Below are 25,021 nucleotides of genomic sequence, written 5' to 3'. Positions count from 1 at the left end.
GTTCAGCCCCTCCCTTTTTGCATGTTTTGCAGAATTTTTTGGGAGATTTCATCAAATGATTCTGCTTTTTTGCTATAAATCATACATAGTGCCCATGTCATGATAAATTGGGAAAAAGCAAATATCCACGCCCATGTAACGTCACCAAATGCAGGTGTATTAAGCACCTTTGAATACGACGTTAAAATAGGCAGTGCAATAAAAAAACTAAAAAAGAAAATACTCATTGGAACGATAAACTTCTTTTTCGTATTTAATAACAATTGAAATTCTTCCGACTGAACGACCTCTGTATAATTCACCTCATTTTGCAACTTACGTGCTGACGTATCATCTCGTTTCATTAACCGATCCCCTCTCTTACTTGAAATACACTTCCCCTTCGCATACCTAAAGACTAAATTTTATAAATATTCAGAAACTTATACTCATTTTAGACAATCCATACATTCATGCAAAGATTTTTCGATAGACATTTTTCGGCAAATTTCCCCAAATTTTTAATATACTTTTTCAAAATAAAGTGACACCTTACTTTTTTTCTTCATTAAGACAAAAGCAGTGCTTAACGCACTACTTTTGTCTTTTTTTCCTTTTCCAAATTACGAGCTGTTTCGCTTAACTCAACATCTTTTCCGTCTTTAAGTGTTCCAAATATAAAATCGAATACTGGATTTGAAACACCGAACCAAAACTTTTCGTTTTTATAATGGTGTAATATATGTTGTTTTTTTAGCCATCTTCCAAACTTAGTGACGGGACGAATCGGTCTATGGGCAATATAATGTTTCCATTCGTAAACGAGCAGCATGATAATCATTCCGATTCCAAATGAAAGTGTAATAGTAACACTTTTTGTAATACCATATGCTATAAGCAAATAAATAGTAAAACTAGGTATACTAAACCATACAGGTAAAAACAAAAGTTTTAAATCCTCTGGATATACGTGGTGATCATAATGTAATCTTCTTAACATTTTTAATAGAAATGTGTTTTTAGGTGGCTTTATATGGAATAAAAAACGATGTGTCATATATTCATTAAGTGTATAGAAAACAATCCCAAACATACATGCTAACATCCCAAACCACGTAAAAAATTGCATTTTTAAAATAATAATGAAAATAAATAGAATGCTATACATAATAACGATATCATGTTGTAAAAAGAACTCTTTCCCCACTTTCTTCATCCTGTTTCCCCCTTTTCCAAAAAAACAGCCGCAACATATCGTTACGACTATTTCTTTTCTATTCTTATTCTATTCACTTTACAAATTTGCCTGCTGTTCTATTGTCGAGAAAAAATTGTTCGATCCAAATATATTTTGCTTCGGAATAATATGTTCCACTGCAAATACTGTTACTTCTCCTCTTTGCACTTCTCCAATAATGAGCCCAAATATTTCATGATTTACTGCAAACGTCGGTTGCTTTGTTTGTAGCAATCTTGCAGCATTATGAAATACCGCCTCATATAGTGGATTTCTATCAGTAATTTCTTTTCGGATTTTTGGCGCTAACGTAATGATAATTTCTTTTCCGTCAATAGTGGTTCGATACATAAAAATCTCCCCTTCAATCTTATGTGAACAACTGTAAAGCTTTGTATGCAAAATGTATAGAATATCCTACTAAAATAATACCTGCTCCGGCTGTTATGTAGCCAAGCGCTTTTGGTTTTAATAAAGTTCTTCCAAAATGTACAGAAAAAGCAATATTTAAATTCCATAAAATAATACCAGCAATAATGCAAAGACTGTACAAAAAAGCTTCTTGTTTCGTTACCTTCGTAAGTAATGAGCTAAGTGTACTTCCGTATATACCAAACCAAAAAACAAGATTTAATGGATTGGATATCGCAATTAAAAATCCTGCCATAAACGATTGCTTAAGGCCACCTACCTCTTCTTTTTTATATTCCATATTCGAGTGGAAAATTCCTTGTTTTACACTTTGAAATCCTAAATAAAATAACAAGAAAAAACCCGTGCAATACATGAAGGCTTGTACATATGTATACATAAACACAGAAGATAAACCGAAATAAATGAGTAACATAAATAAAACATCTGCAGTCATTCCACCAATTCCAACAACCCAAGCATGCCAAAACCCACGTTCAATTCCTCGTTTTAACATTTCAATATTAATCGGCCCTACTGGTGCAGCTAATGAAATACCTAATACGATTTGCTGTATAATTGCTCCAAACATCACTCTATCCTTTCTACTCTCTTTATTACTAGTTAATGATATAATTTGAAAAAATAGACTAGCTTTCGTAATAAAATACCCTTTTTTATCCAAAATATACAAAAGAGCCATCTAGGTGATGGCTCTTACTTTTCTATCCTATGAAGAAAAGGACATTTCCCTTTTATTGGTTCTACATCGTCTCCTATGAAATATTGTTTCCATTCACGATGCTCTGGGTCACCATAATGACTAATGTTAGGGTGTTTCGGCAATTGATCCCACTTTTCAACTCGCTCACGGACCATTTGTCTTGAATATGCTCCTTTAGGACGATCTCCCTCTAATCCATCAAAAATAGTGCGTGGCTGAAACCCAATAACGAGAGAATTCCCTAAATGTCTAGTTTTTCGTTGTTTATAAGCTGGCGCATTTCCAAATGCAAATATTGGTTCACCACCAAATGAAAATTCCCATAAATGATGGTCTGGATCTTCAGGAATCTGCTTTGGCCATGCTTGCTCATCGTTTTCATGTAAATACTGTAACACTTTCCAAAAGGAATCACGGTAATATTCGAGTGATTGTTCTTCACATTCCGGTTCTATAAAAAGGAAAAAGCCCCTTCTTACAATCGGCCTCTCTTTCATTAACTCTAAAAAAGATAACATTGTATGCGGCAAATGACTCCAATCATTATGAGAAAGAAATGAATAACGAAGTTCATTCTTTTTCAAAGCTGTTAAACCGAAATAACATGGAAAAGTTGGTTCTAACACGACACTTAAAAAAATCTCAAATTCTTTTGCAACCCAATCCGGTATGTCGGTTCTCGTTCTTATTCCTTCATTATCTAATAAATAAGACTTATTCATTCTTTCACCTCATTATGTATAGCATTCAATTAAGAATATTACATACTCGGCCTGTCCTATACCTATTTAAAAATTCGACTGAAAAATTATTTAAAAATACAAAAAATAAAATCGCTTACTTGACTAAATTCTCCCAATTCGTGTATATTTAAATTAATCATTTAGCAGAATATTCAAGAATATAGCATTTTTAGTTTATATTATTTTTTAAATGAATTTCACTAAATGAAAATAGTAAACGCTTTTAGGAGGAATTATAACATGCAAGGAAAAGTAAAATGGTTTAACAACGAAAAAGGTTTTGGATTTATCGAAATGGAAGGCGCTGACGATGTATTCGTACATTTCTCTGCTATTCAAGGAGACGGCTATAAAGCTTTAGAAGAAGGTCAAGAAGTATCTTTCGACATTACTGAAGGTAACCGCGGACCTCAAGCTGCTAACGTAGTAAAACTTTAATCCAACATATAACAGGAGGTTACCTTACTTGGTAACCTCCTTTATTATTCCTTTGTATATTTCCGTTTTACAGAGCAAAAACTATGTGAAATGCGCAATATACAAAGGAGGCAGTAACAATGGGATCAGAAGTAAATGATTTTGAAGAAGTAAAATTCCGTGTAGAAACAGCACAAAAAATGGTAGGATCAGCAACAATTTCAATGGATCCAGATACATTAGAGCATGCTACTACTGCAGTAGAAGCAGCTCGCTCACAGCTTGAAATTATGAAATCTGTTGCAGTAGATTTAGATGAACCATTTTTAATGAACGAGGAAAAGAAACTAAGCAAATGCGAGCAGCAATTAAACGAAGCAAAGCACTAAAAAACATCCAGAGAATTTTCTCTGGATGTTTTTTTATGATAACTGTTCTCCATACTTTTTCAATGTTTCTCCAACTGTACATTGTCTTATACAAAATGAATGAGCATAATACTTACTATTTGTCTTTCGATTATGTTCTCGCAAAAAACATCCTTCACAATACGTTTCTAATAAGTCATTTACCTCTGTAATGAGTTGCTTTTTATCCACCTTTGCACCTCTCTATTCGGTTATTTCTTTATGACTATCAATAACTGTTCCTTCTAATGCTTGCGTTGCTAATTGATGTGCTTCTTTATTTTGTTTTCTAGATATCGGCTCACATAAAAGTTTTAATTTCATTTGCTTCGCCTTTTGTTCAATTTGATCTAAATAATGATTTAAATGTTCATCATAACAAGGCCATTCTCCGGCTAATTGCTGCAGTACCACTTGTGAGTCTCCGCGAAGTGTAACTGCTTCATACTTAATCCCTAGTTCCTCGAGTATATTCATACCGTATAATAATGATGCATATTCCGCTTCATTATTATCATATATACCTTCTATATATGCATTGCGGCGAATGCGGTAGTTTGTATTTCCTTTTTTATAATACACACATATACCAGCGCCAGCTTCTTTCGTTTGCACATCATACCCCCCATCAAAATAAACGAGTATTTCTTGGGGCTCTTCCTCTACTTGCTTACTTAACTTTTTCATCTCTTTTAATGACCATTCTGCGTCCATTTCATCGTAAAATAAAAGTTCCTTAGCTCTTCCTGTTTTCTCAAAATCCTCTGCAAATTGAAGTACTTCTTCTATGTTCATATACTCTGTTGTTAATTCCGTCTGCAATCCACGCTTCGTTTTATACAACCAATGAATTTTATATTTCATACTACATTCCCCTTATGTAAGACTTCTTATATATATCCGGCTAATTGAAGCCTCACTCTATTTTATTATATTTTATCTAGAGTCACAGCATTATATTCAATATGATTACATACAAAAAGAGCTATCCCTATAGGAATAGCTCTTTCATCTATTACATAAATCTTTCAAATTGTACTCGCTTATTAATCCAGTACATTACAGGCATACCGATCGCCATGACAACAAATTCACCAATTGCACAAGTTAACCAAGACAACATAAATGGTAAACCCAATGCAAGATGAAGTTCAATTGCAATCATAAACATTGTAATCGTAAAGATAACTGTATTAAAAATCATACGAGCCCAAACACCTTTAATAAATCGCATAGAAATAATCGTTGCAACTAACGCAAGAATAGATTGCCCTACTCCAAATACTAAATCGTAAGCGATCATAGGTGAGAAAAAGAGATTCGTTAAAAATACACCTAATACAATTCCGTAAATTGCTTTCTTGTTAAATACAACGAGATGATTAAACATCTCTGAAATACGAAATTGTACATTCGTAAAGCCAAATGGCTGAATAAGCATAGAAACAGCAATATATAATGCCGCTAAAATACCATTACCGACTAAAGTTCTAATATTCATGACAAAATCTCCTTAGTTTTTTTACGTGGGATGGTTTCGAACCACGTTATTCGTTTTTTAAGCAACAAGATTATATTTTACGTGGTAGCCCCTCTTTCGTCAATAGATTCCTATCATAAACTACCTTTTTCCTTTTAGACAACGTATAATGAAACATATGAAAGATTTAGGAGGTTTCACTTCATGACAGCAACAATTCAAAATGAAAAAGTGATCGTTTCCATTTCTGACAAAGGTGCAGAATTACAGAGCGTTCGCTTAAAAGAAGACAACACAGAATATTTATGGCAAGGTGATTCTACTTATTGGGGACGCCGTGCACCAATTTTGTTCCCAATTGTCGGCCGATTAGTAGATAATACATACTACGTAGACGGTAAACCATATTCATTAACACAACACGGTTTCGCTCGTGATCTTACTTTCTCTGTGAAAGAACAAAGCGAAACAAAAATCACTTATATCGTTACTAGTAATGAAGAAACATTAAAAAAATACCCATACGAATTCGAATTACTCGTTTCTTATGAGCTAAATGGACAAAGCGTTCATATAACATATGAAGTAAACAATCCTACTTCAAAAGAGATGTTCTTCTCAATCGGAGCACATCCTGGCTTCAACTTCCCTTTATTGGACGGTGAATCATTTACAGATTATCATTTATCGTTTAATGGTTCGGAACGCTTAGAAACAAGCGTATTAGAAGGACCTTATCTTTCAAACAAAAAGCAATTAATCGCTGAAAATACAACTGAATTGCCACTTACATATGATTTATTCAAAAATGATGCGCTTATTTTTGAAAATATGAATACGAATGAAATTTCGATTCGTTCTCATAAACATAATAAATTTGTAAAAGTAGAATTTGATGGCTTCCCATTTGTCGGCGTATGGACACCAGGGGATAACGCACCTTTCTTATGTATTGAACCTTGGTATGGAATCGCTGATGAAATAAATCCAGCAAAAGATTTCAAGGACAAAAAGGGAATTCAATCGTTACAAGCGAATGAAACATTTACATGTCGTTATAGCATCACAATCGGATAACTACTCTATCCCCTACTTCAAAAAGCATTTAAGTAGGGGATAATCTTATAATTTGGAGGTTTCTCATTTTGATTGAAGTATATATTGATGGTGCATCAAAAGGAAATCCTGGTCCTTCTGGTGCAGGAGTGTTTATTAAAGGCGTTCAGCCGCCTGTACAATTATCATTACCACTTGGAACAATGTCCAATCATGAAGCAGAATACCGCGCTTTACTTCTAGCATTAAAATATTGCATCGAGCATAATTATAGCACTGTCTCTTTTCGTACAGATTCCCAGCTTGTCGAACGGGCTGTTGAAAAGGAATACGCAAAAAATAAAATATTTGCACCTCTTTTAGATGAAGCGCTGCAGTACATAAAAAACTTCGATCTCTTTTTTATTAAGTGGATTCCAAGTAGTCAAAATAAAGTAGCTGATGAATTAGCTAGAAAAGCTATCTTACAAAATTAACGGGGGTATGAGTGTGAAAAAAGAGTGGATTGCTCCTCTTGCTTTATTATTTGTCTCTTTTATTTGGGGAGCTACGTTTGTTGTCGTTCAAAACGCTATGTCTTTCGTTGGTCCATTTACGTTTAATGGTATTCGCTTTTTATTCGCTGGAATTATTTTATTATTCGTTCAAATTATTTTCTCACAAAAAACTTCAAAACAAGATATAAAACATAGTAGCACGGCAGGGATAATCGTTGGTTTTTTCTTATTTGTCGGTTATTTATTGCAAACATTTGGCTTACTCTATACAACATCTTCAAAAGCAGGTTTCTTAACTGGGCTAAGCATTGTTATGGTCCCAATCTTATCATTTATCTTTTTAAAACAAAAAGCTACCATTTTCATCGTACTTGGTATTGCTGTAGCTACAACAGGTTTGTACTTATTAACAGCTGCTGATTCTTTCCAATTAAATATAGGAGATATACTTGTTCTCGGTTGTGCAGTCGCTTTCGCTGCCCATATTCTTATTAACGGCTTCTTTTCTAAAAAAATATCACCTTTATTATTAAGCACATCTCAAGTATTAGCTGTTGGTATATTTTCTTCTATTTGCGCTTTCTTGTTTGAAGATTGGGAAAAGTTATTTTCCGTATCACTATGGACGAATCAATCCTTTTTATTCGCACTCTTTCTAACTGCCCTGTTTGCAACATCTATTGCTTTTTTCATTCAAACATCGGCACAAAAACACACTTCTCCAACGAGAGTAGCAATTATTTTCGCAATGGAGCCCGTTTTTGCTGCCTTAACAGGCGTTCTCGTTGCAAATGAACAACTTTCTATTTCTGCTATTATCGGATGTCTATGTATTTTTCTAGGCATGATTTTTGTTGAATTACCTTCCAAAACAAAAAAAGAAGCGCAGGCTGCGTGAAGTTACGCTTGTAACTTCCGCATAAAAGCCTTAGCGCTTTTTTTATCTGTAATTTCTTCCTCTTTCAATCGTTCTAATAACGCAACGAAATAACTACCATCAAACTGTAATTGATGTTTAATTGTCGCTTCTATTGCTGCGTTCACAATCCCATCAGACGCACCAGTATATCCTTGTCCGAACATAATAAACCCTTGCGCTTCCTCTGATAATTTAAATCCTTTCGTATGTAAGAATGAAAGATAATCTTCTACTGTTTGCATGTTATTCCCACCTACTCAACAATTCTCCATCTCCTATGATACATGTTTTTACACGCTATGAGAATGAAATTTCTTTGACAACTTTGTAAATCAATCTTCTACTTCGCTTACAATGGAGGATTTTCTAACAATCTGAAGGAATATGTAAAGTGGAACTTATTTCATATTAAAGGGGAGACACGATGAAACAAGCACTATTAATTATCGACGCTCAACAAGAATTAATTGATGGAAATGAGCAAGAAAATGAAGTTTTTCGTAAAACCGAGCTATTATCTACACTAAATATAGCACTGCAGAAAGCAATAGATTCAAATGCTCTTATTGTTTTCGTAAGAGATATCGATGTTGCTTCTGGTAGTGGCGAAGGATTTGAAGTACATAATCAAATTCAAGTACCCCAGTCTGCAATCCTTATTAATAAAGCAGCAACCAATTCATTCTACGGCACTTCTTTACTTGAACTTTTAAAAGAAGAAAACATTAATCATATTGTTATAGGCGGATGTAAGACAGAACATTGTATCGACACTGCCGTTAGAACAGCAACTGTACAAGGATTTGACGTTACATTAATTAAAAACGGGCATTCAACAACTGATTCTAACGTATTGTCTGCAGAACAAATTATTGGTCATCACAATAAAACTTTACACGGTCATTATAACGTTGATCATTTTTCAGTTGTTAGAGATGTCGTGGAAGACCTCTTTCAACCTACTCATGACCAATATCGTGATTAGATTGGCTATAAAAAAGAATCCTTTTCACGAAAGGATTCTTTTTTCACCCAAAAACTTGTGCTGCAATGCTATACAGTTCATTACTCCTTTTTAATAATTTGTCGCTATTTTTCATCATAATTGGTGGTGTATTAACCTTTTGAAAACCAGTAATCTCTAATTCTTTCATGAAACCATTCTTTCCTTCTGGTACATCCATTCTTAATTTACCATGATGCCCTCTTGCTAAATCATGTACTATTCTCATTGCCATCGTATTATTTTTAGCAACGACTGGTCCAATTATTTTATTTTCTGGCGTTTGTACACTTATACCGTATCCTACTACATTTTCTTTCGTATCCTTTAAAACGACACATCGCTCACTTTGCATAATTCTTTGTTTTAAAAACTCGTTTCGGCTTGTCCCAAATGCGCCTTCATCTATTTTTATTATTCCTTCTAAATCACCCTCTTTATAAACCATCATACATTCTTCATTTTCTGCACATTTATGATTCGCATTGTACGAGTTACAAATATATTTAGAGACATAGCTTACTACCCTAAATCCTAATTTTTCATATAAGGGCTTCCCTTCATCCGTAGCAATAAGCATACTTGGAGTTTGAGCTGATACGCTACTCATGCATGAATTCGTTATCACCTTTCCAATTCCTCTTCCCTTATAATCTGGATGTACAATTACCATTCCGATAGATGCCAACGCCTCCCCGTATAATATTATTGCTGCGCTAGCAATAAGTTCCTTTCGCTCATTCCATACGCCGTATACAATACCTGAGTTAAAAACTGTATCAATTTCTTCTCTGTTATAATCCCAGCCAATATAAGAAGATAATGCTACAATATCGCCTATTTGTTCTTTACTAAGACGCTCCACCCTAATTTCCAATTCAATCATACTCCATCCCCTTATCTAGACATTTAAATCATTATTACTAAATCAACTTGTACATGTTTCCATTCATTTGTCACATACATATGTTATTTTGACCAAGACTATATTGTAAATGAGGTGACAACATGCCCATTACGAATCGATTTTCTACCACCACTAACGGCGCACTCGCTATTACTGGAAATACTTTAGGCTTAAGTAAAATTAGTAATCAAAACCGTGCTGGTACAATCGGGGCAATTGGTGCATTCGCAACTACGAATACTGCTTTACAAGTACCTACTTTTCCTGCTGGTACAACGTTAAACTATACACAAAATAGTTCTACCGCTATTTTAAATATCCCTGCTGGTAGTACTATTCTTTACGCAGAACTCGTTTGGGGTGGAAACTATTTATCTCGTGATCAAAACATTACGAGTGTATTAGGAAACCCAGTTTCTTTTACAACACCTGTTTCAACATACTCGATTACTCCTTCAGCTGTTACGGCTTCAAACCAAACATTCGTTTCAAACTCTATTACCTTTGGCTTTTACACTCGTTCAGCAGACGTAACAACCCTTATTCAAGCGGGAGGTTCTGGTTCCTATACTACAGGCGCGGTTCCTGGACTTGTAGATCCTATAGATGCTTCTAATGGAACAATTAATTCGGCTGGATGGACGCTTATCGTCGCTTATCAAAACGGGACATTGCCAGCAAGAAACTTAACCATTTATGTAGCGGGTAACCGTGTTTCTGCTGATACCGGTAGTGCCGATGTAGCTGTTTCTGGATTTTTAACACCTTCAGGAGGACCTGTAAGCGGGAGATTATTTTTAAGTTCTATTGAAGGAGATGCAGATTTAATAGGGGATCAAGCATTATTTGGACCAAATTTCAGTTCATTAAATGCTTTATCTGGGCCAAATAATGCTGTAAATAATTTCTTCGGTTCTCAAATTAATAATGCTGCAGGAAATTTAGATACAACTGGGACATTTGGAACGCGAAATCAAAGTGCTTCTACAGGTACAAACATCTCCGCTGGAAGACAGGGCTGGGATATTACTTCTATTGATATTTCTCCTTATTTAACAAACTCACAAGTATCCGCCGCAATCCGTTTAACTACTAACGGAGACGCATATATGTTGAATACAGTAGGCTTACAAATTAATATAAACTCACCAAATATACAAGCAACGAAAAGCGTAAATAAAAGTGTTGCTGCAATTGGAGATATTCTCACTTATACAGTTACTATCCCTAACACTGGACTTCTTCCTGCCAATAACGCTATTTTTATAGATAGTCTCCCTAACGGTACTTCTTTTATACCCGGCACTGTAACAGTAGATAACGTACCACAAACAAATGCAAATCCCGCGGCTGGTATATCACTTGGATCAATTAATAATGGTGCTTCTCGCACAGTAACTTTCCAAGCTACTGTCGTTTCTCTTCCAAGTCAAAATCCTATCTCTAACACTGCTAATATTACATTTCAATATACACCTATCGCTGGAGGAACAACCTTTAACGGTCTTGCAACAAGCAACTCTGCTGGAACACAAATTAACCTGGCAGATATTAATGGAACAAAATCAGTTAACAAACTTTTCACAGATATTGGTGAAACATTAACTTACAGTATTGCCCTAGCTAATATAGGAAATATTGCTGCAACAAATGTTATATATACGGATCCGATTCCTAGCGGGACTACTTTCATTCCAGGAAGTGTAACTGTGAACGGAGTTACTCAAGCTGGCGCAAATCCCGCTAATGGTATATCAATTGGATCAATTGCTGCAAATTCTACTACTACTATTTCATTTCAAGTATTTGTTCCTTCTATCCCCCAAACAAATCCAATATTAAATAGTGGTACAACAACATATCAATACATTCCTGTACCAAATCAACCTGCAGTAAGTGGGACTGATACGACCAATATCGTATCTACTCAAGTGAATAACGCTACTGTAACAATGGCAAAAGCAGTAGATAAAAATTTTGCAGATATTGGTGATACACTAACGTACACCGTTTCCTTTACAGGTACAGGTAATACAAATGCGAACAATGTTATTTTTACGGATGTCATTCCTACTGGAACAACTTTCGTTCTAAACAGTTTAACAATAGATGGCACGACACAAGTGGGCGCAAATCCCGCTAGCGGTGTGAACATTGGATCCATCCCAAGCGGCACAATAAAAACTGTTGCATTTCAAGTAGTAGTAAACACAATACCCGCGTCAAATGTCGTATCTAACGGATCAAGCGCTTCTTATCAATATACCGTCAACCCTAGCCAATCTCCCGTTACAAAAAACATTTCTTCTAATCTCGTTTCCACTCAAATTAACAATGCGAATTTAACATTAACAAAATCAACTAACAAACAATTTGCCACAATTGGCGAAACGATAAGTTATACAATCCTTATTACAAACAGTGGAAATGCAACCGCTAATAACGTTCAACTAACAGATCCACTTCCAAACGGAACGATATTGACTCTTGGTACTGTAACACTAAACGGAGTTTTGCAGAATGTAGATTCTCTCGTTGCTTTACCTATCGGCACAATTCCTGGTGGAGCTACTTTTACCTTATCCTTTCAAGTAACAGTCATTAACATTACTGCCCAAAACCCTATTATTAATAATGCTTTCGCCTCTTATATTTACACTGTAAATCCAAGTTTGCCACCGACTTCAAAAACAGCAAATTCTAATTCTGTTACATCAACAATTAGACTAGCAAATCTCCACGTTAATAAATCTGTAGATAAAACGTTTGCGGAAGTTGGCGATGTATTAACTTACACCTTTGCTCTTACTAACGATGGAAATGTTGCAGCGAACAATGTATTACTATCTGATTCAATTGCGAATGGAACCGCCTTTGTCCCAAACAGCGTTATAGTTAACAGTGTTACTCAGCCAGGCGTTACACCAGCTAGCATCAATATTGGTAGCATCAATGCTAATACTACAATTACAGCTTCATTCCAAGTAGTAATAACTAGCATTCCAAATCCAAACCCTATTTCAAATAGCGCTTCCATCTCCTATAACTTTATCGTTGATCCAAACACTTCACCTGTAAGTAAGAACACTACTTCAACCACTACATTTACTCAAGTAAACGATGCAAATGTCATTTCAGCCAAAACAGTGGATCGAGAGTTCGCTACCGTAGGGGATATATTAACTTATACTGTTACTTTGACGAATGCAGGAAGTGTTTCTGCTGATAGCCCTACTTTCGTAGATACGAATCCAGACGGTACTACCTTTATTCCAAACACTTTTCTTATTAATGGTGTACTTCAAAATAACGCAGATCCAAATATAGGTGTTCCGCTACCTTCCATTGCTGCTAACGGTTCACTTACCGTCTCTTATCAAGTAACCGTCACCTCTTTACCAACACAAAATCCAACATTAAATTCATCTAGTACACAGTATAGCTTTATTTTAAATCCGGGCGATCCACCAACTATAGAAACATCTGTAAGTAACACTGTAAGTACACAAATTAATTTAGCAAATGTCGTTATTGTCAAAGAAGTAGATTTAACTATCGCCGACGTCGGGCAACCAATCACATATACAATTTCTTTAGCTAATCTTGGCAATACTACAGCAAATAATGTTATTGTTACCGATATAATCCCTAATGGCACCACTATCGTTCCAAATAGTATTTTTATAGGTGGTGCTTTACAACTAGGTGCAGACCCTAGTGCCGGTCTTCAAGTGGGCTCCATTCCTTCGGGTGGTTTTACAACGATTGTGTTTCAAATAAGTGCAAATGGGCTACCTTCACCAAACCCAATTCAAAACAGCGCTGCACTTCAATATAGCTTTATCGCTGATCCAAACTTACCTGCTCTTGTTAGAAACACTGCTAGCAATATAGTAACTACACAAATTAATACTGCTAATATCGTTGCTACAAAACTAACGAGTACGAACTTCGCTGATGTCGGTGATGTCATACTATATGCGACTATTTTAACGAATAACGGGAATATCCCTGCTGCTAATGTAACATTTACAGATATCATTCCAGCGGGTACCCTCTTCATTCCTAATACTGTAACGATTAATAATGTCCCTATAGCTAATGCAAATCCTGCTAACGGCATTTCGATTGGTACGATAGGAGCGAATTCATCACGCACTGTTGCATTCCAAGTTTTTGTACCAACTATCCCTGCTGTAAACCCAATTACAAATCAATCAGGCACAACATTCCAATATACGTATGATCCATCCAAACCAGCTGTAATGCAGATGGTTGCTTCTAACACTGTACAGACAACTATTAATAACGCCTCAATTGCCGCTACTAAATCGGCAGATAAACAGTTTGCTAACGTAAATGATATTATTACGTACACAACTACTTTAACGAATAACGGGAACACACTTGCATCAAATGTAATATTTACAGATGTAATTCCAAACGGGACATCGTTCATTCCTAATAGTGTTACTGTAAACGGGAATACACTGCCTAATGTCAATCCAGCAAGCGGAATTGCAATCGACCCAATAAATCCGAATGCAAATACAATCATCTCATTCCAAGTACAAGTAAATTCTATCCCGAATCCAAATCCAATCCCGAACCAAAGCAATACAACGTACCAGTATGTCGTAGATCCTAACTTACCTCCAGCATCCGCCAATACGTTAAGTAACGTAATAACAACTCAAATTAATAACGCTACTATTGTCGCTACGAAGTCTGTGAATACACCGACAGCTGCAATTGGTGATATTGTTACCTATACGATTGCAGTAACAAATACAGGTAATATCCCTGCTAGTGCAACTGTTTTAACAGATGGGCTTGGCGCAGGAGCTTCATTTATCCAAAACTCCGTAACTATCAATAATGTTCCACAACCAGGATTAGATCCATCACTTGGTGTTCACTTGGCAGATATTTCGCCAGGAGATACTGTATTCATTACTTTTCAAGCACAAATTTTAGCGATACCACCTAGTGGCACATTAACAAATAATGCTCTTGTAAATTATGAATATACCGTGAACCCAAACCAATCTCCTGCTGTTGGTAGCACCGTAACAAATACAACAGTTACACCAATTATTGACGCTACTTTAGTAATAAATAAAAGCGCTAGTACAACTTTCGCTACAATTGGTGATACAATTACATTCAATTCATCTATTACAAACACCGGAAATACTATTGCGAACAACATTATTTTTACTGATACAATTCCAAACGGTACTACCTTTATCCCAAATAGCTTTAAGATAAATGGTGTAACCGTTCCGAATGCAAATCCACAAAACGGTATCAATATTGGTAACTTGAATTCAAATGCATCTGCTACACTCAGTTTTCAAGTAAACATTACAACACTTCCAAACCCGAATCCCATCCCGAACAAATCATCGCTTCAATATAGCTTTATTGTAGATATAAATGAACCGCCAGTTTCACGAACAGTTCAATCTAATAAAACTTTTACACAAGTAAATACTGCTTCTGTTATCGCAACAAAAACTGCAAGCAGTGCTTTTGCTGCTGTTGGAGATACAATTACGTATACAACTACCCTCACCAATAGCGGAAATACTACCGCAAACACACCTGTTTTTATCGATATATTACCACCTGAACTTTCATTCGTTCCTGATAGCGTACAAATTAATACCATCCCACAACTTGGATTTAGACCAGATAGCGGGATCTCTTTAGACTCAATTCCAGTTGGAGGAACGACAACAATTAGCTTTCAAGCTATCGTTGGCTCAATACCAGCTACCAATCCAACTTTGAACCAATCTAGCACAACATACTTGATCATTGTTGATCCTACCCAGCCGCCTGTGACAGAAACAGCTACAAGTAATCCAACTTTAGTTCAAATTAACGAAGCAATTATTCAAGCAACGAAAAGTGTGGATCGACTATTTTCTGACGTAGCACCTGGAAATTCATTTTTAACGTATACTGTTTTATTGGAGAATATAGGAAACGCAACTGCTACGAATATCATTTTTACAGATCCAATTCCAAATAATACAGTGTTTATAGAGGATAGCGTTCGAGTAGGCGGGGTTTTATTACCTGGGGTAAATCCCGCGAATGGGATACCAATTGGGGATATTATTGCAGGAGATTTTACAAACGTTACCTTCCGTGTGCAAGTAGTTAGCATTCCAAATCCAATTTTCACAATTGGACCTGGGGGGCCAAACTCACCAGTTGTAAACGGAGCTTCCATTGATTATCAATTTATGACAGGACCTAATTTACCACTCGTTTCAAGAAATACGACATCTAATCCCGTTTCGACACAAATAAATTCTGGGGAAATTGTGGCAATCAAATCTGTAGATAAAACTTTCGCAACAATTGGCGATACAATTTCTTATACGATTACATTAAATAACCCTGGAAATGTCACTTCACAAAATATAATTTTCACAGATATTTTACCTGACGGAACGACATTCATATCTGGCACTCTTACAAACGATTCTGGTACACAGCAAATCGGAAATCCAGCTAACGGGATTCAGATTGGAAATATAAACCCAAATGGAACGGCCGTTATTACTCTCAACGTACTTGTTACAAACATTCCAAGTATAAATCCAATTTCTAATTCTAGTTCTGTACAATTTTCACATGTGGTCGACCCTAGCCAACCTGCCGTATCACAAACGAATGTATCTAATACGGTTTCGACAACTATTAACAGTGCGATATTAACAACCCAAAAAAGTGTGGATAAATCTATTATTTCCGTCGGGGATACACTTACGTATACAACAACTATTACAAATACAGGAAATACACCAGCTACAAATATAACTTTTACAAGTGCAATTCCAGCTAGTACTACTTTTATACCAGATTCCGTCACAATAAATGGCATCCAACAGCTTGGTGCACAGCCAGCACTCGGAGTAAATATACCAAATATCGCGCCTGGTGAAACAGTAACTGTTACCTTCCAAGTAAATGTTATTTCTGTTCCTCCTTCAAGTTCAATTATGGGTAACGATACAATTTTATATTCTTATACTGTTGATCCAAACGGAACTCCTGCTACTACTTCTACTTCAACGAATATTGTCACAAACCCAGTATTAGATGCTATGATAACGATGATAAAATCGGTCGATCAAACGCTTGTAACACTAGGCGATACCATTACCTATACGACAATTTTAACGAATAACGGCAATACAAATGCAACGAATATTACTTTCACTGATCTTATACCAGATGGTACAACATTTATTACTGACAGCGTTACAATAAATGGAATCACACAAATTGGATTGAATCCTAATACAGGCATAACGATTGGATCAATTGCCCCTAACAGCTCAATATCTATAGCATTTCAAGTGACTGCTACTTCTACCCCTGTTCAAAATCCTATTGCCAATTCCGCTAGTGCTTCTTACACATTTATCGCTGATCCCAATGCACCTATTGTTTCAAGAAATGTTACTTCAAACACAACGTTTACTACAATTAATACTGCTACCATTCTTTCATCGAAACAAGTTGATAAAGCTTTTAGCCACATCGGAGATACACTCACTTATACTGTCACTTTAACAAACAATGGAAATTCCTCCGCACAAAATGTTATTTTCACAGATGCTATGTCGAGCGGAACGACATTTATTACAAATTCATTTTCTATTAATGGAATTCCTCAAAGTGGTGCAGATCCAACAAACGGTGTAAATATTGGGCCGATAACAGCTGGGGCTACAGTAACTGTTTCATTCCAAGTAAATGTGACCTCATTACCAACCCAAAACCCAATTGTAAATTTCTCATCAACATCGTACCAATTAGTCTCACCACCTGATGCAGAAACTTCAATTAGTAATCCTGTTTCAACACAAATTAAAGAAGCAATATTATCTATGACGAAAAATGAAAGTGTATCCTTTGCAGATATCGGGCAAACTGCTTTTTATACTACTTCTATTACCAATGTAGGCAATTCCGATGCAACTAATATTGTATTCACAGATGCATTACCAAGTGGACTCACATTTGTTCCTAACACATTAACTGTCGATGGCGTTTTACAACCTAACGCGGATCCAAATACAGGTGTATTACTTGCAACACTTCCACCAAATGAAATATATAGTATCGTCTTTCAAGTTACAGTAAACAATATTCCCCCTAGTAACCCAGCACCAAATACAGCAGCAACGACGTATGAGTTTACTGTTGATCCTGTTAATCCCCCCATTTCAAGTGCAGCTACTTCCAACACTACACTTCTTCAAATAAACAACGCAACTATTATTAGCACAAAAACAGCAGATCTTACTTTCGCGGATATTGGTAATACAATAACATTTACACTTAACCTCCCTAATACCGGGAATGTGACCGCAACTGATGTAACTATTATCGATATTCTTGATAGCAATTTAAGTTTCGTTCCAAATAGTTTCACAGCTAATGGGCAAACCATTCCAAACGCCGATTTATCAACTGGTGTAAATATTGGTTCCATTAATGGTGGTAATACGGCAATCGTTACATTTCAAGCAACTGTTATTACACTTCCAACACTTAATCCCATTTCTAACTCTGCTTCTACCACATATCATTATGTCGTTGATCCTAGCCAGCCACCTATTACAACTTCCAATCAATCTAATACAACGACAACACAAATTAATAGCGCTATCCTTACTGCACAAAAAAATTCAGATGTATCTACGGTAGATATCGGGCAGGATATTACCTACACCGTTACAATTACAAATAGCGGAAATGTGAGTGCAACGAATGTTATTTTTACCGACCTTATTCCAGACGGAACTTCCTTTGAACCGAATAGCTTTACACTAAACGGAACTAGCATCCCAAATGCAGATATCATTACAGGCGTTCCAATCGGTGATATCGCGCCAAACGAATCTGTCATCGTAGCATTTCACATTTTCGCCAATGGAATTCCGCCTATAAATCCAATTACTAATCAAGCTAGCGTTAGCTTTCAACATATCGTTAATCCAGCTAATCCTCCAGTTTCAAAAAATATTATTTCTAACAACGTTACAACAAAAATTGAAAGTGCTATTTTAAATACTATTAAAATAGGAGATAAAACTTTTGCAACGATTGGTGATACAATTACGTATACAACGACTATTACGAACACAGGCAATATTCCTGCTAACAACGCTATATTCTCAGACCCTTTACCATCGTGGACACAATTTGTTGCAGGATCAGTTATTGTTGATGGCACTCCATTACCATCGGCTTCTATCATTGACGGTGTTGGCATAAATACAATCAATCCAAATCAAACTGTTACAATCATATTCCAAGTACAAATCGTAAGTAATCCAACAACGTTCACACCTGAACTCCAAAACTTAGGATTTGTTAACTTCCAATATAACGTAGGCAATGCATTACTGGCTCAGCCTGGCAATGTGGAAACGAACGTCTTCGTTACCTCTATTAATTCAGCAATACTTTCAGCTGTAAAAACTGCTAATACAGCCTTTGCAAATATTGGAGATACGATCACTTATACAGTTTTGATTCAAAATAGCGGCAATACAAATGCAACGAATGTAAATTTCTCAGACATGGTTCCAGCAGGTACGACCTTTGTTGAAAATAGTTTTGCTGTAAATGGAAGTACCATTCCAGGCGCAAATCCAAATAATGGAGTTAATGTCGGAACAGTTAGCGCAGGTAGTTCCTTAACCGTTACTTTCCAAGTCATAGTTACATCAACTCCACCTTCAAATCCGATTACAAACGTAGCATCTATTCAATACGCATTCATCGTTGATCCGGCCTCTCCTCCTGTTACAGGCACAATAAATTCTAATAGCGCTTCAACACAAATTAATAACGCGACTGTTACAACTGTTTTACAAGCAAATCGTTCAATTGTATCTATCGGGGATATAATTACGTATACAGCAACATTAACGAATACTGGAAACTTCCCTGCAAACTCTGTATTACTCATTAACGGAGTTCCTGAAGGAGCATTATTTGTTCCAAATAGTGTTACGCTCAACGGGATTTCACTTCCAGATGCAAGTCCAACTCTCGGTATTCCAGTTGGTATTATCGCACCAGGTGATTCCGCTACTATTACGTTCCAATTTCTTGCAAGTTCTATTCCACCGCAAGGAGCGATTATAAATCAAGCACTTACAAGTTACACGTATATTGTCGATCCAAGTCAACCTCCTGTTACAGCAACATCCTCGTCTAATACGGTTAATACAGCTGTTGTTGATGCATCGTTATCCGTAATTAAAAGTACAGATTCTCTCGTACAATCTACTGACGGTACAATCACTTACACAGTAGTCGTTCAAAACAACGGAAATACTACTGCAAATACAGTTACTTTAACAGATTTGGTCCCAGAAGGAACTGCATTTATTCCGAATAGCGTAACTATTAATAGTATTTCCGTTCCAGGTGCCAATCCTAACGTAGGAATACCATTAAACTCCATCGCACCGTCAGAAAACGTCACTGTAACATTCCAAGTTATCGTTCAATCTATTCCAAGCGTGAACCCAATTTCTAATACAGCCCGTATTGACTATACTTTTATCGCCAATCCAACTGCCCCTATCATCTCTCGAACAATTACGTCTAATCCTGCTTTCACACAAATTTCGGATGCGACTATCCTTTCTTTAAAAGGAGTCAATTCACAACAAGCAACAACAGGTGATATTTTGACTTACACAATAACACTAGAAAATACCGGAAATATTCCAGCTACTAATCTCATATTTTCAGATACTATCTCCCCAAATACTACATTCGTAGAAAATAGTTTTACACTTAACGGAACAACTATACTTGGTGCTAATCCAAATGTAGGTGTTACTTTACCTACCCTAGCAGCAAACGCTACTCATCTTATTTCGTTCCAAATTCTTATTAACGATTCATTCTCGCAAGAATCGATTACAAATCAATCCAATACAACATATACAATCCAACCAGACCCAGGGCAACCGCCTATTACTGAAACATCTACTAGTAATATCGTCATTACAAATTTCGTGCAAGCACAATTGACAATTACTAAAACATCCAATCCAACAACTGTAGATATCGGTGGAACTATACTTTATATTTCTGAAGTGAAAAATATCGGTAATGTTGACGCAATAAATATTAATTTCACAGATTTTATTCCAGCTGGGACTACATTCGTTCCCGATAGTGTCACAATTAATGGTGTCCTTCAGCCAGGTGTAAATCCTGAAAACGGAATACCGATTGGAACAATTCCAGCAAACAGTTCCAAAACGATACTATTTCAAGTGCAAACAAATAATCCACCTACTGAAACCGAAATTGCAAATCAATCTTCAGCAACTTACCAATATGTAAGTATTCCTACAGCCCCACCAGTAAATCGCTCTGCAAATTCTAACATTGTTACAACATCACTTCAAAATGCAAATATTATTTCTGTTAAAAGCGCGGATGTAAATTTCATATCAATCGGGCAAATTATTACCTACACAAATACACTACAAAATATAGGAACCGTTCCGGCTAACAATACCGTGTTCATTGATAACATTCCAGAAGGTACTATATTCATTGAGGATAGCTTAGCAATAAATAATGTAACTCAGCCTGGCGCTAATCCTGAAAACGGAGTAACTCTCGGCACGATACAACCAAATGAAACAGTCACTATTTCATTCCAAGTACAACTTACAAATATACCAGAGGGCAATACAGTCATTAATATTTCAGACACTTCGTACGAATACCAAATTGACCCTAGTTCTCCAATTATTCAGCGTAGATCGTTATCAAATGCAGTAAATACTGAAGTGCGAACGGCAAATGTTAGTGCAATTAAATCCGCTAACAGATCCATTACACGTATCGGTCAAATCATCACATATACAGTCGCAGTTACAAACGCCGGTACAATACCTATTACAAATACTCTCCTACTTGACGCAATTGCTGCTGGCACCACATTCGTTCCAAATAGCATTCTTGTAGATGGCGTACCAAGACCTAACGAAAATCCAATTACCGGTATCAATCTTGATATAATTCTTCCAAATAATACGATTATTGTTACGTTCCAAGTAAGTGTAGTCTCTATACCGCCACAAAATAACATTAATAATATCGCCGTCATTCACTATGAGTATCGACCAGACCCAAGCGGACCACCAATTTCAGAAACAACCTCTTCCAATAGTACAAATATACAATTTATTGATGCTATTCTTATTGCTACAAAATCCGCTAATACTGTATTAGCTAACATTGATGAAACCATTGAATATACAGTATTCATTCAAAATAATGGATCGACTACAACTAACTCCATCTTTTTTACAGATACTATAGCGGATGGAACAGTATTTATTCCAGGAAGTGTAATAGTTAACAATACTGTACTTCCTGCAGCAGATCCGAATATCGGCTTTTCCATTCCTAATGTCGCAGCAGGTCAAATGGCTACAATAACATTCCAAGTTTCCGTTACGAATTTACCTGCTGTAAATCCAACACCTAATACTGCAAACATCGTCTACGACTTTATTTTCAATCCTGACTTTGCACCAATTCAAAAATCTACTACTTCCAATACTACTTTCGTTCAAATTAATGATGCTGATATCGTTTCACTTAAAACTGTTGATTTGACCTCTGTAACAATTGGTGACATTTTAACTTATACAACAACTTTAACGAATACAGGGAATACGGATGCCACTGCTGTTGTATTTACAGACAATATACCCGATGGAACAACCTTTATTGACGGTAGCGTTTTAGTAAATAACATTCCTCAGCTTAACGCCAATCCAGGTGCAGGTATACTTGTAGGAACGATTGCTCCTAATATTTCTATCCCAGTCACATTTTCTGTTACTGTCGTAGCTCTTCCTGCTAGCGGCCATGTTCAAAATCAATCAACTTCTCGTTATACAATAAACGTGGAAGAACAAATATCGACTAGCAATATTACCTCCACTGAAGTTATTTCTGCTAATGTAATTGCGACAAAAACAACGCCTATCCAATATGCTGACCTACAAACTATTATCCCTTATACCATTTCCATTACAAACAATGGGAATATACAAGTAGAAAACATTATTGCTACAGATATCATCCCAGTAAATACGAGCTTTATAGAGAATAGTGTTATCGTGAACGGCAACGCTCGGCCAAATGACAACCCTCTTAACGGTATACAAATTGATACCATTCCACCTAATACGACAGCAACTATTCTATTCCAAGTACGGGTTACTTCGATTCCACAAACAAATCCAATCTCTAACACGAGTACAATTAAATATGAATACACGGTACCAGATCGACCACCTATTACCGAAACTATTATTTCATCAGCTGCCGCAACAGAAATTAATCACGCAAATTTGAATAGTAATAAAGCTGTTGACCTTGCATTTGCAACGGTTGGTGATACGTTAACATATACGATTACACTAAATCAAACCGGTAATGTTGCAACAAATGATGTGATCATTCAAGATATTATTCCTCAAGGTACTACGTTTATAGAAAATAGCGTCATTGTAAACGGAGAAACTCTTCCAGGAGCGAATCCAGTAAGCGGCATACCACTTGGTACTATAACTATTGACGGAAATGCTATCGTTTCATTCCAAGTAACTGTGACTTCTATTCCAACACCAAATGAACTAAACAACAACGCAATTACTACTTTTAACTATATAGTCAACCCAAATAACGTACCTGTTACAAATACGACTACAACAAATACCGTCACAACTACTGTCCAAAATGATAATGTCATTGCCATAAAATCTGTTGATGTAACGAATGCCTTACCTGCTCAAACTTTGACGTATACAATTACGATTACGAATAGCGGTAATGTAACGATTGAAAACCTTCTTGCCATAGACACCGTACCAATAGATACGACTTTTGTTGCTGGTAGTGTTACGATTAACGGAATCAATCAGCCTAATGAGAATCCTGAAAATGGTATTACGTTAGGAAATCTTGCTCCTAATGACTCTGTCTTTATTACGTTCCAAGTGACAATATCTTCTTCTACTCTTCAACCTACAATTAATAACGATGCTTCTGTTTCCTATACCGTTATCATTGATCCAACAAAACCACCTATTACAATTACAAAGCAAACAAATACCGTTACAACGACAGTCATTGATCCGATGGTTCGTATTGAAAAAACAACTGACAAATCTATTGTCGTTATAGGAGATATCATTACATTCACATTAGCGGTATTTAATCACTCCCCAATTCCGACAATCAGCACTTCTGTTATAGACACAATTCCAGCTGGTACAACATTTATAGAAAACAGCGTAACAATTAACGGTACTCCCGTTCCAAATGTTCGTCCAGACACTGGTATTAATATCGGCTCTTTACCTGCAGATTCAGTAGCAACTATAACATTTCAAGTCCTCGTAACTTCTATTCCTTCAAACAGTACAATTATAAATTCTGCAACAGTTACCGCTGCCTTTCAATTGACACCACAGGATCCAATTATTACTTTCATTGTTAATTCAAATATCGTTCGTATACCAGTTCAATTTATAACTACAACAGTCACGAAAAATGCTTCCGTCAGCTCTGCTTATTTAAATCAATATTTTGATTACACGGTGCGCATTACGAATACTTCCAAAATTTCACTCTCAAATATTTCATTACAAGATACTATTCCAGCAGGTTTACAATTTATAAACGGCACTGTCTTTATTAACGGTGAACGCTCTCCACTAGCGAATCCGAATATCGGTTTCCTAGTCGCTACTAATTTGGAACCAAACGAAACAATTATCGTGTTATTCACAGTACAAGTAATAAGTCCACCTGTTAATAATGAATTTAAAAATACGGCCAATATTTCGTTACAACTTCAAGTCTCACCTACCGACCCACCAATTACAGTAACCGTTACAAGTAACGAAAACATCGTCACCTTTGTTCCAGAAAATCCAGATGAAACACTTCCAAATTTAAATTGCTTCTTTGACGGTGAGCGCTTCATTCGTATTACTCCTCGAAATGTACGAAATTACCTTTGGACTTGGATTTGGTGAAAGTAATTGAAACAAAAAAGAGATTGTAGTTTGGTTGAAACCAAATTACAATCTCTTTTTCATTACCTATATTCCACTACGTTGTAACTCGTCCAATGATATACGATTAAACA

The 25,021-nt window shown here is 36.1% G+C and carries 17 protein-coding genes and 1 riboswitch; of the genes, 7 read left to right on the top strand and 10 right to left on the bottom strand.

The window, feature by feature from the left end; genetic code table 11:
• Window positions 1-2: 2 nt before the first annotated feature.
• From BM089_RS03650 to BM089_RS03630, 5 genes are all read right to left on the bottom strand, one after another.
• On the bottom strand, window positions 3-344 hold the full coding sequence (locus BM089_RS03650; protein ID WP_090975972.1) for a DUF485 domain-containing protein: 342 nt from the start codon (window positions 342-344) through the stop codon (window positions 3-5).
• A gap of 221 nt (window positions 345-565) precedes the next feature.
• Window positions 566-1,195, bottom strand: coding sequence for a sterol desaturase family protein (locus BM089_RS03645; RefSeq protein WP_090975970.1), 630 nt, complete (start codon window positions 1,193-1,195; stop codon window positions 566-568).
• Between the two features lie 78 nt (window positions 1,196-1,273).
• Complete coding sequence (locus BM089_RS03640; RefSeq protein WP_000286363.1) at window positions 1,274-1,567, bottom strand: hypothetical protein; 294 nt, start codon at window positions 1,565-1,567, stop codon at window positions 1,274-1,276.
• A 19-nt stretch (window positions 1,568-1,586) separates the two neighbouring features.
• Window positions 1,587-2,330, bottom strand: coding sequence for a LysE family transporter (locus BM089_RS03635; RefSeq protein ID WP_001196847.1), 744 nt, complete (start codon window positions 2,328-2,330; stop codon window positions 1,587-1,589).
• Between the two features lie 14 nt (window positions 2,331-2,344).
• Window positions 2,345-3,073 (bottom strand): YqcI/YcgG family protein, encoded by a 729-nt coding sequence (locus BM089_RS03630; protein ID WP_090975968.1) that lies wholly within the window; start codon window positions 3,071-3,073, stop codon window positions 2,345-2,347.
• 261 nt (window positions 3,074-3,334) lie between these two features.
• Between BM089_RS03630 and cspB the strand changes: the two genes are divergently transcribed.
• Entirely contained in the window at window positions 3,335-3,532 is a 198-nt protein-coding gene (gene cspB, locus BM089_RS03625) for a cold shock-like protein CspB (protein ID WP_001161731.1), read from the top strand.
• A 119-nt stretch (window positions 3,533-3,651) separates the two neighbouring features.
• Window positions 3,652-3,900: a DUF2564 family protein gene (locus tag BM089_RS03620; RefSeq protein WP_000534400.1), complete on the top strand. Its 249-nt coding sequence runs from the start codon at window positions 3,652-3,654 to the stop codon at window positions 3,898-3,900.
• A gap of 33 nt (window positions 3,901-3,933) precedes the next feature.
• On the opposite strand, the gene BM089_RS03615 is transcribed toward BM089_RS03620, so the two are convergent.
• The 3 genes from BM089_RS03615 to BM089_RS03605 all read right to left on the bottom strand — a co-directional run bounded on the left by BM089_RS03615 (window position 3,934) and on the right by BM089_RS03605 (window position 5,419).
• On the bottom strand, window positions 3,934-4,110 hold the full coding sequence (locus BM089_RS03615) for a zinc-finger domain-containing protein (RefSeq protein ID WP_000358801.1): 177 nt from the start codon (window positions 4,108-4,110) through the stop codon (window positions 3,934-3,936).
• A 12-nt stretch (window positions 4,111-4,122) separates the two neighbouring features.
• Window positions 4,123-4,782 carry a ribonuclease H family protein gene (locus BM089_RS03610; protein ID WP_065228561.1) on the bottom strand — a complete coding sequence of 220 codons (660 nt, stop codon included), beginning with the start codon at window positions 4,780-4,782 and terminating at the stop codon, window positions 4,123-4,125.
• A gap of 151 nt (window positions 4,783-4,933) precedes the next feature.
• Window positions 4,934-5,419, bottom strand: coding sequence for a QueT transporter family protein (locus BM089_RS03605; RefSeq protein ID WP_001026474.1), 486 nt, complete (start codon window positions 5,417-5,419; stop codon window positions 4,934-4,936).
• A gap of 6 nt (window positions 5,420-5,425) precedes the next feature.
• A riboswitch (PreQ1 riboswitch) is annotated at window positions 5,426-5,470 on the bottom strand.
• A 132-nt stretch (window positions 5,471-5,602) separates the two neighbouring features.
• Here BM089_RS03605 and BM089_RS03600 point away from each other — a divergent pair.
• The 3 genes from BM089_RS03600 to BM089_RS03590 all read left to right on the top strand — a co-directional run bounded on the left by BM089_RS03600 (window position 5,603) and on the right by BM089_RS03590 (window position 7,849).
• Window positions 5,603-6,475: an aldose 1-epimerase family protein gene (locus BM089_RS03600; RefSeq protein WP_023521584.1), complete on the top strand. Its 873-nt coding sequence runs from the start codon at window positions 5,603-5,605 to the stop codon at window positions 6,473-6,475.
• Window positions 6,476-6,543: 68 nt separating this feature from the next.
• Window positions 6,544-6,930, top strand: coding sequence for a reverse transcriptase-like protein (locus BM089_RS03595; protein WP_000573877.1), 387 nt, complete (start codon window positions 6,544-6,546; stop codon window positions 6,928-6,930).
• A gap of 13 nt (window positions 6,931-6,943) precedes the next feature.
• Window positions 6,944-7,849 (top strand): DMT family transporter, encoded by a 906-nt coding sequence (locus BM089_RS03590; RefSeq protein WP_000712599.1) that lies wholly within the window; start codon window positions 6,944-6,946, stop codon window positions 7,847-7,849.
• 2 nt (window positions 7,850-7,851) lie between these two features.
• Here the strand turns inward: BM089_RS03590 and BM089_RS03585 are convergent, their stop codons facing one another.
• Window positions 7,852-8,112, bottom strand: coding sequence for a DUF6123 family protein (locus tag BM089_RS03585; protein ID WP_001195212.1), 261 nt, complete (start codon window positions 8,110-8,112; stop codon window positions 7,852-7,854).
• Between the two features lie 182 nt (window positions 8,113-8,294).
• Here BM089_RS03585 and BM089_RS03580 point away from each other — a divergent pair, with 182 nt between their 5' ends.
• A complete protein-coding gene (locus BM089_RS03580; protein ID WP_090975966.1) occupies window positions 8,295-8,855 on the top strand; it encodes a cysteine hydrolase family protein in 561 nt (186 codons plus the stop codon).
• A 43-nt stretch (window positions 8,856-8,898) separates the two neighbouring features.
• Here BM089_RS03580 and BM089_RS03575 read toward each other — a convergent pair whose 3' ends face one another.
• On the bottom strand, window positions 8,899-9,759 hold the full coding sequence (locus tag BM089_RS03575; protein ID WP_090975964.1) for a GNAT family N-acetyltransferase: 861 nt from the start codon (window positions 9,757-9,759) through the stop codon (window positions 8,899-8,901).
• 122 nt (window positions 9,760-9,881) lie between these two features.
• Here BM089_RS03575 and BM089_RS03570 point away from each other — a divergent pair, with 122 nt between their 5' ends.
• Window positions 9,882-24,908, top strand: a complete 15,027-nt coding sequence (locus tag BM089_RS03570; protein WP_090975963.1) for a DUF7507 domain-containing protein — start codon at window positions 9,882-9,884, stop codon at window positions 24,906-24,908.
• The last annotated feature ends 113 nt before the right edge of the window (window positions 24,909-25,021 follow it).

Source organism: Bacillus sp. 5mfcol3.1, from assembly GCF_900114335.1.
GTDB lineage: Bacteria > Bacillota > Bacilli > Bacillales > Bacillaceae_G > Bacillus_A > Bacillus_A thuringiensis_S.
The sequence above is the reverse complement of the archived record's forward strand: the minus strand, read 5'-3'. Positions and strand labels throughout refer to the sequence as shown.